This is a genomic window from Rhizobium sp. CF080 (assembly GCF_000282095.2).
GTDB lineage: Bacteria > Pseudomonadota > Alphaproteobacteria > Rhizobiales > Rhizobiaceae > Neorhizobium.
Map to the genome: position 1 here is coordinate 158,304 of NZ_AKKC02000009.1, position 12,371 is coordinate 170,674.

14 protein-coding genes are annotated in these 12,371 nt (G+C 62.2%); 5 read left to right on the top strand and 9 right to left on the bottom strand.

The window, feature by feature from the left end:
- The gene (locus PMI07_RS20995; RefSeq protein WP_007775482.1) at nt 1-1,032 is read left to right on the top strand and encodes a peptidoglycan -binding protein; all 1,032 of its coding nucleotides are present in this window, start codon (nt 1-3) and stop codon (nt 1,030-1,032) included.
- A 25-nt stretch (nt 1,033-1,057) separates the two neighbouring features.
- Nucleotides 1,058-1,276, top strand: coding sequence for a hypothetical protein (locus tag PMI07_RS21000; protein ID WP_007775484.1), 219 nt, complete (start codon nt 1,058-1,060; stop codon nt 1,274-1,276).
- Here PMI07_RS21000 and PMI07_RS21005 read toward each other — a convergent pair.
- Together PMI07_RS21005 and PMI07_RS21010 are read right to left on the bottom strand one after the other, a co-directional pair.
- Nucleotides 1,260-2,543, bottom strand: coding sequence for a glucoamylase family protein (locus PMI07_RS21005; protein WP_007775487.1), 1,284 nt, complete (start codon nt 2,541-2,543; stop codon nt 1,260-1,262). The genes PMI07_RS21000 and PMI07_RS21005 overlap by 17 nt on opposite strands.
- Nucleotides 2,544-2,662: 119 nt before the next feature.
- Nucleotides 2,663-4,459 (bottom strand): ABC transporter transmembrane domain-containing protein, encoded by a 1,797-nt coding sequence (locus PMI07_RS21010; protein WP_007775490.1) that lies wholly within the window; start codon nt 4,457-4,459, stop codon nt 2,663-2,665.
- Nucleotides 4,460-4,646: 187 nt separating this feature from the next.
- Between PMI07_RS21010 and rpmE the strand changes: the two genes are divergently transcribed.
- Together rpmE and PMI07_RS21020 are read left to right on the top strand one after the other, a co-directional pair.
- Nucleotides 4,647-4,868 (top strand): 50S ribosomal protein L31, encoded by a 222-nt coding sequence (gene rpmE, locus PMI07_RS21015; protein WP_007775493.1) that lies wholly within the window; start codon nt 4,647-4,649, stop codon nt 4,866-4,868.
- Nucleotides 4,869-4,997: 129 nt separating this feature from the next.
- Nucleotides 4,998-5,477 carry an AAA family ATPase gene (locus tag PMI07_RS21020; protein WP_051484235.1) on the top strand — a complete coding sequence of 160 codons (480 nt, stop codon included), beginning with the start codon at nt 4,998-5,000 and terminating at the stop codon, nt 5,475-5,477.
- A gap of 51 nt (nt 5,478-5,528) precedes the next feature.
- On the opposite strand, the gene PMI07_RS21025 is transcribed toward PMI07_RS21020, so the two are convergent.
- From PMI07_RS21025 to PMI07_RS21035, 3 genes are all read right to left on the bottom strand, one after another.
- Nucleotides 5,529-6,041: a DUF1465 family protein gene (locus tag PMI07_RS21025; protein ID WP_007772431.1), complete on the bottom strand. Its 513-nt coding sequence runs from the start codon at nt 6,039-6,041 to the stop codon at nt 5,529-5,531.
- Nucleotides 6,042-6,506: 465 nt separating this feature from the next.
- Nucleotides 6,507-6,698: a DUF1192 domain-containing protein gene (locus tag PMI07_RS21030; protein WP_007772433.1), complete on the bottom strand. Its 192-nt coding sequence runs from the start codon at nt 6,696-6,698 to the stop codon at nt 6,507-6,509.
- Nucleotides 6,695-7,981 carry an MFS transporter gene (locus PMI07_RS21035; protein WP_024164003.1) on the bottom strand — a complete coding sequence of 429 codons (1,287 nt, stop codon included), beginning with the start codon at nt 7,979-7,981 and terminating at the stop codon, nt 6,695-6,697. Before PMI07_RS21035 ends, PMI07_RS21030 begins: the two co-directional genes overlap by 4 nt.
- Nucleotides 7,982-8,169: 188 nt before the next feature.
- Between PMI07_RS21035 and PMI07_RS35395 the strand changes: the two genes are divergently transcribed.
- Nucleotides 8,170-8,337 (top strand): hypothetical protein, encoded by a 168-nt coding sequence (locus tag PMI07_RS35395; protein ID WP_007774402.1) that lies wholly within the window; start codon nt 8,170-8,172, stop codon nt 8,335-8,337.
- Here the strand turns inward: PMI07_RS35395 and PMI07_RS21040 are convergent.
- The 4 genes from PMI07_RS21040 to PMI07_RS21055 form a co-directional block, all read right to left on the bottom strand.
- Nucleotides 8,334-9,251, bottom strand: coding sequence for a PhzF family phenazine biosynthesis protein (locus PMI07_RS21040; protein ID WP_007774404.1), 918 nt, complete (start codon nt 9,249-9,251; stop codon nt 8,334-8,336). The two genes, PMI07_RS35395 and PMI07_RS21040, sit on opposite strands and share 4 nt — an antisense overlap.
- Nucleotides 9,252-9,362: 111 nt before the next feature.
- The gene (locus PMI07_RS21045) at nt 9,363-9,809 is read right to left on the bottom strand and encodes a hypothetical protein (RefSeq protein WP_007774406.1); all 447 of its coding nucleotides are present in this window, start codon (nt 9,807-9,809) and stop codon (nt 9,363-9,365) included.
- Nucleotides 9,810-10,057: 248 nt separating this feature from the next.
- Nucleotides 10,058-10,954, bottom strand: a complete 897-nt coding sequence (locus tag PMI07_RS21050; protein WP_007774418.1) for a fructose bisphosphate aldolase — start codon at nt 10,952-10,954, stop codon at nt 10,058-10,060.
- A gap of 214 nt (nt 10,955-11,168) precedes the next feature.
- Complete coding sequence (locus PMI07_RS21055; protein ID WP_007774420.1) at nt 11,169-12,371, bottom strand: phosphoglycerate kinase; 1,203 nt, start codon at nt 12,369-12,371, stop codon at nt 11,169-11,171.

Here is a 12,371-nt window from a genome sequence, read left to right on the forward strand (position 1 = left end):
ATGGCGCTTGGCAAGAGCCGCCGTCGTGAGCGGGGCGTCGACTATTGGCCGGGTTTCGTGGATGCGCTTTCCACGCTGCTGCTTGCCATCATGTTCCTGCTCACGGTGTTCGTGCTGGCGCAGTTCCTGCTCAGCCGCGAAATTAGCGGCCGCGACGAGGTGCTGAACCGGCTGAACAGCCAGATCGCCGAACTGACGGAACTGCTGGCGCTCGAAAAGGGCAATACCCAGGACGTCGAGGACCAGCTCGCCAACCTGCAGTCGTCGCTCGCGACGGCCGAGGCGGATCGCTCGCGTTTGCAGCAGCTTCTGAGCCAGGGTACCGGCAGTAGCAGCGCCGCCAATGCCCGCATCGGCGACCTCACCAACCAGCTTAACCAAGAACAGCAACTGAGCGCCCGCGCCGCAAGCCAGGTCGAGCTGCTCAACCAGCAGATTGCCGCGCTGCGGGCCCAGATCGCGGCCGTGGAGCAGGCGCTGCAGGCCTCGGAAGCCAAGGACGCTTCCTCGCAGGCGCAGATTTCCGATCTCGGCCGGCGCCTCAACGTCGCGCTGGCGCAGCGCGTCCAGGAACTGAACCGCTACCGCTCCGACTTCTTCGGCCGGCTGCGCGAGATCCTTTCCGACCGGGAGAATATCCGCATCGTAGGCGACCGTTTCGTCTTCCAGTCGGAAGTGCTCTTCCCCGTCGGCGGCAACGAACTCGACCCGGCGGGCCGGGTGGAAATGGACAAGCTTGCGACCGCCCTTCTCGATCTTGCCAAGGAAATTCCGGCCGAGATCAACTGGGTACTGCGCGTCGACGGGCATACGGACAACTCACCGCTTACCGGCACCGGCCGCTATCGCGACAACTGGGAGCTCTCCTCGGCCCGCGCGACTTCGGTGGTCAAGTACCTGATCTCCAAGGGCGTGCCGGCCAATCGCCTCGTTGCCGCCGGTTTCGGCGAATTCCAGCCGCTCGCCCAAGGCGACACGCCGGACGCCCGCTCCCAGAACCGCCGCATCGAGCTGAAGCTCACCGAGCGGTAAGCCGGCCACGGGAAAGACTTGCGTGATGGCCGAAGACAAGCCGGATATGAGCGCCGTAATGAAGGCGGTCGCCGAAAGCCCCAAACGCGACAACAGCGTCTATCACAAGGCGATTGCGGAGGCGCGCCAGGCCTTCGAAGACGCCGAGGCTGCTCTCGGCGGACCGGTCGAGGTGCGCACCAAGACCAAGACGAAGCGCAACGGCGACTATGTGGTGAAGTGGACGTTCAGGCGCCTGGATTAGGTGCTTCTGTCGAGATGGAATGGGTGGTCGACGTGAAGCCCAGCCGCTCCAGGCCGCGACGGACCTCGGGCGCGTTCATGAAAAGGCGCCACAGCAGGCCGGATCGATAATTTTCGATCATCGCGATGATCGGGCCCTGGTCGATCGCCAGGTATGTGCCGGCCACCCAATCGGTTTTCGGCACAAAGGCATCGACAAAGCCGAATGCGCCGAGCAGTTTGCCATCTCCGTAGTGAAGCAATGCACGCATGGCGCTTTCGGCCTCGGCGGGGAGGAAGGGGAAGCTCGACAGGGCGGCGGTCGGGGCGATGACGCCGCGATCGTAGGTCGGCGAGTGGGCGCCGTAACCATTCGGCCCGTCGGATGCGCTGAGGCCCCAGACGCCGGCATGCGCATAATCGGGTACGGTCATGCAATAGTCGTGGTTGATGCGCGTATGCGCCACGGCCTGGTCCTGGTAGTTGCTGCAATAGCGGTCGCCCAGGCCGCGCGGATCCAGCGCGCAGAACGAATAATGCGAGATGAAAAGCGGGCCGCCATAGGGCTCGCCAAGCGGAAGCTTCGTTCCGACATAAGTTTCGCCGTTCAGCATGGCGCCCGACCGCGCCCAGCCCGCATGGTAGCTTTCCGGCTTGATCGGATGGGTGTCGGAGCCGGCCGCCAGGATGTAGCAGGACAATGCCTCGTTCCAGCCGCGGATCGGCAGGTTCATGGCCCAGTCGTAGTTCGGGCTCCAGTGCCAGTAGAGGGCCTCATCCTTGCCGCGGGTGAACCAGTTCCATTCCACCTCGTCGAACAATCGGGTGATATCCGCCCGCAATTTCTCTTCCCGAGCGGTCTCGCCGACGAAATATTCCCGCGCGCAGATCAGGCCCTGCATCAGCAGCGTCGTTTCGACCAGGTCGCCGCCGTCGTCACGTCCGGAGAAGCGGATGACGTCGCTCGTCGAGCCGTCGATGAAATGCGCGAATGCCCCGTGGAAAGTTGGTGAGTGCCTCAGACGGTCGATGATGGTGGATATGCGGGCCAGTGCCTGCGAACGGGTGATCCATCGGCGTTCGCAGGCGACGATGATGGCGAGGACCCCAAAGCCGACGCCGCTGACCGATACGATATTGGGCGAAGGGGCGCCCGAGACGAAGCACTTGTCGAACGGCAGCCCCGATTCGGGATGGGCACCATCCCAGAAGAACCGAAAGGTCCGGGACTGTATCTTGTCCAGGCAATCGTCGAGGGACAGGCTGGGCGGCAGTTGACTGAAATTCATGACCTCAAGCTTTTGGCGGCAATCGTATCTGCGATACTAGCGTTTCTGCAATAGTTAGGCACTCCGCGCGCCCGGTTCACTTCCGGCCTGGACCGGGCGGAACACGTTGGCGTGAAGGATCAGAGCGCGGTCGCGCTCTGCCGTTCGATGTCGTGGAACTGCAGGCGGGCGAGCTTGGCGTAGAGGCCGCCCTCGGCGATCAGGCTCTGGTGGGTGCCTCCCTCGACGATCCTTCCGTCCTCCAGAACGAGGATGCGGTCGGCTTTCAGAACCGTCGCCAGCCGATGGGCGATGACCAGCGTGGTGCGGTTCTTCATCAGCCCGTCGAGCGCCTTCTGGACCAGCGTTTCGCTTTCCGCATCGAGCGCGGAGGTCGCCTCGTCGAGCAGCAGGACCGGGGCATCCTTGAGGATGGCGCGGGCGATGGCGATGCGCTGGCGCTGGCCGCCGGAGAGGGTAATACCCCGCTCGCCGGCCATGGTGTCGTAACCGTCGTCGAGCTTCGAGATGAACTCGTCGGCCTGGGCGGCGATGGCGGCAGCGCGAACCGCTTCACGGCTGGCATCCGGCGCGCTGAAGGCGATGTTGTCGTGGATCGAGGCGGCGAAGATGGTGACGTCCTGGGGCACGATCGCCATACGGGAGCGCAAGTCGGCGAGCCTTGCCTGGCGCAGGTCGACACCGTCGAGCTTCACCGAGCCGGCGGAGGGATCGTAGAAGCGCAAGAGCAGCGAGAAGATCGTGCTCTTGCCGGCGCCGGACGGCCCGACGATCGCCACCGTCTCGCCGGACTTTATCTTGAAGGACAGCGAGTTCAGCGTGATGGCGCTGACGCGGGCGGGATAGGCGAAGGAGACCGCCTCGAACTCGACTTCGCCGCGCGGCGGGGAGGGCAGGGCGACCGGATTTTCGGCGTCGCGGATGGCCGGCACTTCGTGCAGCAGCTCGGTCAGCCGCTCGGCGGCGCCGCCGGCTGCGGAAAGCTCGCCCCAGACTTCCGAAAGCTGGCCGAGCGAACTTGCGGCAATCACCGAATAGAGCACGAATTGGCCAAGCGTGCCGGCGGTCATGGTGCCGGCCAGCACGCTCTGGGCGCCGTACCAGAGCACGCCGACGACGCTGCCGAAAACCAGAAGGATGCCGAAGCCGGTCAACAGCGCACGGGCCTTGATGGCGGTGCGGGCGGCGTCATAGGCGCTTTCGACCGTGTTGCCGTAGCGGCCGTTGGCGGTCGTCTCGCCGCCGAAGGCCTGGACGGTGCGGGTGGCGCCGATCACTTCGGAGGCGAAGGCCGAGGTCTGGGCAAGCGTATCCTGGGCGGCGCGCGAGCGTCTCCTGACCGAGCGGCCGAAACCGACCAGCGGAAACACGATCAGCGGGATGGCGCCGAGCACCAAGGCGGACAGCCGCGGGCTCGTATAGATCATCATGCCCATCGCGCCGAGACAGAGAATGGTATTGCGCAGCGCCTGGGAGGCGGAGGAGCCGAAGGCCGACTTGATCTGGACCGTGTCGGCGGTCAGCCGCGAAACGATTTCGCCGGACTGGTTGACGTCGAAAAAGGAGGGCGACAGCGACGTCACATGCGAAAACACCTCACGGCGAAGGTCGGCCACGACCCGTTCGCCGATGGTGATGACGTAGTAGTAGCGCATGGCGCTGGCGACGGCGAGAAGGGCGGCGAGCGCCAGCAGCATGCCGAAATAGTTGTTGATGAAATGGCCGTCGGAAGAGGCAAAGCCATGGTCGACCATGCGGCGCACGGCAAGCGGCAAGGCAAGCGTGGTTGCGGCGGCGAGCACGAGGAAAACGATTGCCGCGGCGACCATCGAACGATAACGGGCAAGATAGGGAAGGAGCCTTGCGAGCGGTCTTAAAGCTTTGCCTCTCGGCTGGTTTTCTCGGGCGTCTGCCACGTCATCTCCATAGGCTCGAAAGGCTCAATTCTCGGCCTTGCGGGTACTTGTACTTCCGGCGACCTTCCTGTATAGGCTCCGCATCGAATTGGGAAGCCGTGACCAGACCGGTCTGCGGCTTCATTTATTAAAGAGGCCTCTCGCTCGCAATTGCGACAAATGGACCTCGCAGAGCAGGAATATCGACATGAAGGCTGGCATCCATCCGCAATACCACGTGATCAAAGTGGTCATGACCGACGGCACCGAATACGAAACCCGCTCGACCTGGGGTTCGGAAGGCGCAACCATGAACCTGGAAATCGACCCCAAGTCCCATCCGGCTTGGACGGGCGGCAACCAGCAGATGCTGGACCGCGGCGGCCGCGTTTCCAAGTTCAACAAGCGTTTCGGCGGCCTCGGCCTCTAATATGCTTCTTGGCGGAAGAGATAAAAGAGCCTGGCGCGAGCCGGGCTTTTTTCGTTTCTTGTGTTTGATGGGGAGGAGCCGTTGAAAGCGCAATCCGATATTCCGGCCGCGTCCCGGCGGATCGTGATCATGGGGAATGGCGGTTCCGGCAAGACTTGGCTTGCGCGGCGGCTGGCAGAGCCGCTTGGCCTGCCGCTCGTTCACCTCGACGACGTGCATTGGGAGCCGGGTCGCTATGGGATTGCACGCGACAAGGCGGTCGTGCACGAGGATGTCCGGACGATAGCAGCGGGTGAAGCCTGGCTGATCGAAGGCGTCTATGGCCTCTATGTCGGTATCGCCCTGCCGAGGACAACGACGTTGATCTGGCTTGATCTGAGCGAGGAGGAATGCGTAGCGCATATCATGCGCCGCGGCATCCAGGGCGGCGAGAGCCAGGAGTCCTTCGACGGGCTGGTCAAATGGGTATCGGAATACAGAGCCCGAAAGAACAATTGGAATTCGTTCGACGGTCATCTGAAGCTTTATGAAAGCTTCTCAGGCCAGAAGGCCCGGCTGACGAACCGGGGCGAGATCAATGCCTATGCGGAGAGTTTTTTGCAGGCATAAAAAAGCCGGCGCAGAGATGTGCACCGGCCGTGGTATTGTTTAGCCTTTGGATCAGTTGCCGAAGGCGGTGCGCAGCAGGCTGAGCTGGGCGCGGACGCTGTTTTCGTTGTCCGGCAGCACGGCTGCGTCGGCCGGGCGATAGATTTCGCGGTCGAGAATGGCGACGCGGTTCTGGAGGCGCAGCGAACGCTCGACGAGGTCGCGGAAACCTTCCGGCAGATCGAGCCAGCCCGGAGCATTGCGGTCGACGTTGAAGCCGTCGAGGCGCACCTTGCTCTTTTCCGACATGACCTGTTCGCGGCTCATCTCGCCATTGTTGACGGCGCGCTGCAGGAGCAGCCAGGAGGCCATCTGCATGAGGCGGGTGGTCAGCCGCATGGACTCGGCTGCGTAGAGGACCGATGCCATGCGCGGCAAAACCTTCGAAGCGGCGCGGCCCGTACCGTCAAGGTAGCTCGCGGTCTCTTCGACCAGCGACATACCTTCGGAGTAGAGCGCCTTGAACTGCGAAGACGCAGCGGCACGGCCTGCAAAACTTACGGTATTCAATCCCTGTTCGGACATCGAGATCATCCTGCTTAACGCAATCACATTCAGGCAATGACAACGGCGGATAAAAGTTCCCATGCCGTTCTGATGGCTTGAAGATGATACTTATAATGGAAATCCGCAAGGCGTTTCTTAAGGAAAGGTTAATACCCACAAGAAGTGGTAAACAGAGGCCATGTTCCTGAAATGAGACGCTTTTCAGCGCTCAATACAACAGTTTGTTTCTTTGGGAAAGCTGGGCGAAAGCTGGCCGTGGCGGCGTCGAGGGCCGGGGAGCCGGAGCCGGACCGGCGTGGCGATAAAAAAAGAGAGCCGCGGAAAGGCGGCTCTCAAGGTAAAACAGGGAGAAATCAGACCATTCGCCGAATGGTGAAACTGTCTGAGTCCAGGAAACCTGAACGTCTCTATATTCTCCGTTAATGATTAATATAGTCTTAAAACTAAGCGGAAATACTTAGAATTCTTGTCACCGGTCAACGTTCAGGAACGGAACAGACTGTCCGCCGCGCGCCGGCCTGCGGCCTTTATCTCCTTCTCGGCCTCGAGCCGGGAGATTTCCTGCCGCAGGAGATCGATTCGCGATTCGAGCTCGTCGACCGACAGCATGGAGAGGTCGCAGCCGAGTTCGTGGGTTGTCGGCTTCTTCGGCCGGTCGTCATCGAGAAAGCTCATGATGCCTCCTTTCTGGCATTCGTATCGGGTGCTGAGTCGGTGGTGGTGCGGGAGCGGGGGTCGAGCGACAGGCTCTCCGGCGTCGAAAGCTGGGAGCTGCCGCCTGGCGCCGTCGTGTAGGCTTCGCGCTCGGCAACGGGAACGGGCGCCCGCTGGCGGCTGCGGATGACCGCATAGGCAGCGACCAGAAGGTGGGCACCCGCCGTCACCGCAAACAGCGCATGCGGGCCGACCCAGGTCATCACCGGGCCGCCGAGCGTCGGGCCGATGATCGTGCCGATGCCATAGAGCAGAAGCAGGCCGCCGGAGACTTTTACGAAGTCCTCTGGGGCTGCAAAGTCGTTGGCATGGGCAACCGCGATCGGATAGAGCGCGTTGGCGGCAGCGCCATAGATCGCCACCAGCACGACGATGTCATAGGTGCCGGAGGGCCGGATCGCCGCGATCGCCAGGCCTGCCAGGGCTGCCGCGGCCGAGAGGCCGGCCAGCACATGGCGGCGGTCCATCCTGTCGGACAGCCGGCCTGCCGGAAACTGCATGATCGCGCCGGCGAAGATGGTGATGCTGACCATTGCCGCAACCGCCCCCTGGTCGAGCCCGGCGCGCGTGCCGAAGACGGCGCCGAGCGTGCCATAGGCGCCATTGGCGACGCCGATCAGGAGGATGCCGATGCAGGAGATCGGGGAATTGCGGAAGAGGGCGCGCAGATCGAGGCGGGCGCGCTTCAATGGTTGCGGCGAGGCGGCCTTGGACAGCGTGGTCGGCAGTGCGGCAAGGCTGTAGAGGATGCCGCAGATCATGAACAGCGTCGGCGTTGCGATATCGGCGAACGGCACCATCAGCTGGCCGCCGACAACGCCGAAGAGGGTGATCGAGATATAGAGCGAAAAGATGGTTCCGCGGCTCTCGCTCGTGGCGCGCTCGTTCAGCCAGCTTTCGATGATCATCGAGGTGCCGGCGGTGCAGAAGCCGGTGATGGCGCGCAAGACCAGCCAGGTGTTCTGGTCGACCAGCAGCCCGGTCAGCAGCACGTTCAGGCAGATCAGCGACAGGAAGCCGGAAAAGGCACGGACGTGGCCGATGCGGCGCACCACGTTGGGTGCCACGAAACAGCCGATGACGAAGCCGGAGGCCCATGTGGTGCCGAGCAGGCCGAGGACTTCGTTGGAATAACCTTCCTGAGCGCCGCGCACCGGCAGAAGCAGGCTTTGCAGGCCATTGCCCAGGAAAAGGAGAAGCGTACCGCAAAGGAGGGCGAGGACTGGGAGGAGGTTTCGTCTCATCTTTGCTACTGTCAGCTCTCTGCGAGAATGCGACCGATCACGGCTTCACACAAGCATTGTTGCATGCGGGTGAACCGGGCGTTAACGAAAGCGAAGCGGATTAGCTATTCTCCGAATCCCCTCCACATCTATCTGTGGTGGAGCGCAAAAATGTCCAGCCTGTGGCGGACGAGATCGGCAAGGCTTAGATGACAAAGACAATCGCGGTCCTTCTGATCCTCGCCATGCTGGCGCAGATCATCAAGCCGCTCAATCTTCCGGGCTTGAGGCGTCGGGGTGATTTCTGGAAGCTCGCGGTCGTCGCCTTCGCGGTCTGGAGTGCTGCGCTGATCCTGCGCGAATTCACAACTCTCTAGACGTCGAGGGAGCCGCGCATCACGGGCACGCAGCGGCCCGTGATGGTGACGTCGGTGACGGTGCCGGCCGTCTTGACCACATCAAGCTCGATGATGCTGCGGCGGCCCATCTCGACGCCCTGTTCGATCGTCACATGGACTCTGGCATCCATCTGCGGTGCCCGCGTCACCAGGAAAGCGGAGAGGGCGGCGGACGCGCTGCCGGTGGCCGGGTCTTCCATGACATTGTCGAGCGGCGCGAACATGCGGGCGCGGATGGCGAACGGATTTTCCGGGCTGCGGACATAAAGGAAGACAGGAAAGTCCAGGCCGGCGCCCGCGTGTCTTGCGGCTGCCTCGTGGAAGATCGTGATGTTCGGCCGGGCGGCGGCAAGCGCGTCAAGACCGTCGAGTTCGGCGATCACGAAGGCGAGGCCGACGGAGGCGAAGACCGGGTTATGGGCGGTGGTTCGGATGTGTTTCGTGTCGATCGAAACGCAACCGGCGATCAGTGCGGGCTCGATCTCGGCGCCAATTTCCAGCGGACGCGGCGCGCGGATCGTGGCGCCGATCACACCGGTTGCCTCCCGCAGCAGCCTGATCTCCACCAGACCGGCGATCTCCTCGAAACGGAGCGTGTCGGTGACCGGCTTGCCGAACAGGTCGGCCCGCTGGCCGAGCACATAGGCGGTGCCGACATTGGGGTGGCCGGCAAAGGGGATTTCCATCGTCGGTGTGAAGATGCGCACCCGGGCGCTGTTGTCCGGGTTTTCCGGCGGCAGGACGAAGGTGCTCTCGGCGTAACCGAATTCGATGGCGATCTGTTGCATCTGCCGGTCGGTGAGCCCCCTCGCATCCGGCACCACGGCGAGTGGGTTGCCGGCGAAACGTTCGGTCGTGAAGACATCGACGGTGACGAAATCGGCGGTCGGCATGGCGAAACTCTCCGGAAGCGATGCCGGATTTAAAACCGCATCAACCGCCATGACCAGCCAATGTTTTTGATCGCGATCATCACCGAAAAGAAAGCGATCCGCGTCGTCGGCTCAGATAAGGCCGTGGTCCCGCATCGCCTTCTCCTCGTCGCCGGTGATGTAGGCGAAAATTCTCGGGTCGCCATCGGCGATCGTGACCAGATAGAAGTTGGTGAACCGCACATTGCCGGCTTCGCCTGCCTTGTTGACGTAGGAAAAATCCCAGCCGATTTCGGCAAGCGCGTGAAGATCGTTGAGGCAGGTGATCCTCACGCCGGTAATGTCCATCCGCTTGCCGCCGACCTCGCGATATCGAGCGAAGCCCTGTGGGATCACTTCGCGGAACGTAGCGTCATTGGCTCCGCCGAAGACCGCCTGCGGTGTCGAACCGACGAAATAGGCGGCGAAGAATGCTGCGACACCGGCAACATCGACCGACGCTGCGTCCTTCAGGGCGTCATTGCTGGTCCGGCCGTATTCATCGAAGAGTCTGCGGACCCTGGCTTCCATTTCCGTCATGGGCAACCTCCATTCACGAAATGAACGCCTTTTCGGCCATTCGGTTCACCTGCATTTCGAGAGTGCGGCAAAACAGAAAGGCCGCTCCGTTGCCGGGGCGGCCTTCTTCCTCCTCCTTGAAAAGGCGCTCCTCAGGCGGCCTTTTCGAGATCCTTCTTCCAGCTTCCCTTGGCGGAGAGCGTGTTCAATGGCCGTAGCATGTCGCCCGAGATTGGCGATGTGCTCCACAACCGATCATCAGGTCCGCGTCAGGACTTATTGACGCTTGCGGCGTAGATCTGATCGATCGTTTTGGCCAAGCTCGCGTCGAAGTCTACGTCGCTCATCGTGACGCGCAGGTTTTCCGCCAGCGCGCGCGAGAAACTCGCGATCATGCCGTGGTTATGGCTGAGCTTTTCGCAGGCGTCCGCGGTGCTGTAGCCGCCGGAAAGGGCGACGACGCGGATGACCGATTTGTGGGCGACCAGAGGAGCGTAGAAATCGGCGACCGTCGGGATCGTCAATTTGAGCATGACCGTCTCGCCTGCGGGAAGCTTGTCGAGCTGCTGCGCGATCTCGTCGCGCAAAATGGCTTCAGCCTGTTCCTTTGTCGGGCTCTTGATGGAGACTTCAGGCTCGATGATCGGCATGAGACCCTGGCCGATGATCTGGCGCGCCACCTCGAACTGCTGCTTTACGACGGCAGCGATGCCGGCCTTGTCGGCATGGCCGATCACCGACCGCATCTTGGTCCCGAATATCCCTTTTTCGCGGCCGCGGATCAGAAGAGTATCCAGCTCGGGCATCGGCTTCATCGTTTGAACGCCGTTTTCCTCGGCATTCAGGCCCTTGTCGACTTTGAGAAAGGGCACGACGCCGCGCTTTTCCCAGAGATAGGAGGGGACAGCCTGACCCTCGACGTCGCCGTCCATGGTCCGCTCGAAAAGGATGGCGCCGATAACCTTGTCGCCGGTAAAGGCGGGCGCGCTCATGATACGGACGCGCATGGCATGCACCAGGCGGTACATCTCCTCGTCACCCTGATAGTCGGTGTCGGACACGCCATACAGACGCAACGCTCCAGGTGTTGAACCACCGCTCTGATCCAGCGCCGCAATGAATCCGGGCGCAGAGCTCATCTTGTTCAACATCTTGGCGTCCACCATACTAAACTCCTGTCCCTAAAGTTGGCGCGAAACGCGCGCATATCCAAGCTATCATCCGCGGATAACAGAAGTTTTTTTAAAGGGAAATGCATGCTTAAGTTATTGAAACGATTGAATTCGTTTCAATCGTTTAAAATATCTAAATTTTTTAAAGGCAGTTCATAACGAAGCGCGCCGCTCTATATAGGCGCGCTTCGTGGCAAGTATACAACGATCAGGCCGACTTCGACAGCACCGAAACGCCCGGCAGGTCCTTGCCTTCCATCCACTCCAGGAATGCCCCACCGGCGGTCGAGACGTAGGAGAAGTCGTCTGCAACGCCCGCATGGTTGAGGGCGGCGACCGTATCGCCGCCGCCGGCGACGGAGGTGAGCTTGCCGGCTTTCGTCTGGGCTGCGGCATGCTGTGCGGCAGACACCGTCGCCTTGTCGAAGGGTTCGATTTCGAAGGCGCCGAGCGGGCCGTTCCAGACCAGCGTCGAAGCCTTGGAGATCCAGTCGTTGACGGAAGCGACCGACTTCGGGCCGACGTCGAGGACCATGGCGTCGGCCGGGATCTTGTCGATATCGACCACTTCGTTGGCGGCCCCGGCCTTGAATTCGCGCGCGATGACGCCGTCGACCGGCAGCACGATGGCGCAATTGGACGCTGCCGCTTCGGCCATGATCTTGCGTGCGGTTTCGGCAAGGTCATGCTCGCAGAGCGACTTGCCGACGTCGATACCCTGTGCCGCGATGAAGGTATTGGCCATGCCGCCGCCGATCACCAGCGCATCGACCTTCTTGACGAGGTTCTGCAGCAGGTCGATCTTGGTGGAGACCTTGGCGCCGCCGACGATCGCAACGACCGGGCGGGCGGGATTGCCGAGGCCCTTTTCGAGCGCTTCGAGCTCTTCCTGCATGGTGCGGCCGGCATAGGCGGGCAGGTGATGCGCCAGGCCTTCCGTCGAGGCATGGGCGCGGTGGGCGGCCGAGAAGGCGTCGTTGACGAAGATATCGCCGTTTTTGGCGAGCGCCTCAGTGAAGCCCGGATCGTTCTTTTCCTCGCCCTTGTGGAAGCGGGTGTTTTCGAGAAGCAGGATATCGCCGTTCTTCATGCCGGCGATCGCCTGTTCGGCTTCGGGACCGATGCAGTCGGAGGCGAATAGGATCTTCTGGCCGAGCACCTGGTTGACCGCCGAGACGATCAGCGACAGCGACATGTCGGCGACCGGTTCACCCTTCGGACGGCCGAAATGGGCGAGCAGGATAACCTTGGCGCCCTTCTTCGACAGTTCCAGAATGGTGGGCGCGACGCGCTCGATGCGGGTCGCATCGGTGACCTTGCCGTCGGCGACGGGAACGTTGAGATCGACGCGCACGAGGACGCGCTTGGCTGCGATATCGGTGAGGTCGTCAAGGGTTTTGAAGGCCGGCAT

Excerpts from the sequence above, each read along its gene's own strand:
- PMI07_RS35395 (WP_007774402.1), top strand. The coding sequence starts at position 8,170 with ATGACAAAGACAATCGCGGTCCTTCTGATCCTCGCCATGCTGGCGCAG.
- PMI07_RS21030 (WP_007772433.1), bottom strand. The coding sequence starts at position 6,698 with ATGAGCTTTCTCGATGACGACCGGCCGAAGAAGCCGACAACCCACGAA.
- rpmE (WP_007775493.1), top strand. The coding sequence starts at position 4,647 with ATGAAGGCTGGCATCCATCCGCAATACCACGTGATCAAAGTGGTCATG.
- PMI07_RS21045 (WP_007774406.1), bottom strand. The coding sequence starts at position 9,809 with ATGACGGAAATGGAAGCCAGGGTCCGCAGACTCTTCGATGAATACGGC.
- PMI07_RS21005 (WP_007775487.1), bottom strand. The coding sequence starts at position 2,543 with ATGAATTTCAGTCAACTGCCGCCCAGCCTGTCCCTCGACGATTGCCTG.
- PMI07_RS21025 (WP_007772431.1), bottom strand. The coding sequence starts at position 6,041 with ATGTCCGAACAGGGATTGAATACCGTAAGTTTTGCAGGCCGTGCCGCT.
- PMI07_RS20995 (WP_007775482.1), top strand. The coding sequence starts at position 1 with ATGGCGCTTGGCAAGAGCCGCCGTCGTGAGCGGGGCGTCGACTATTGG.
- PMI07_RS21035 (WP_024164003.1), bottom strand. The coding sequence starts at position 7,981 with ATGAGACGAAACCTCCTCCCAGTCCTCGCCCTCCTTTGCGGTACGCTT.
- PMI07_RS21040 (WP_007774404.1), bottom strand. The coding sequence starts at position 9,251 with ATGCCGACCGCCGATTTCGTCACCGTCGATGTCTTCACGACCGAACGT.
- PMI07_RS21020 (WP_051484235.1), top strand. The coding sequence starts at position 4,998 with ATGGGGAATGGCGGTTCCGGCAAGACTTGGCTTGCGCGGCGGCTGGCA.
- PMI07_RS21055 (WP_007774420.1), bottom strand. The coding sequence starts at position 12,371 with ATGCCGGCCTTCAAAACCCTTGACGACCTCACCGATATCGCAGCCAAG.
- PMI07_RS21050 (WP_007774418.1), bottom strand. The coding sequence starts at position 10,954 with ATGGTGGACGCCAAGATGTTGAACAAGATGAGCTCTGCGCCCGGATTC.
- PMI07_RS21000 (WP_007775484.1), top strand. The coding sequence starts at position 1,058 with ATGGCCGAAGACAAGCCGGATATGAGCGCCGTAATGAAGGCGGTCGCC.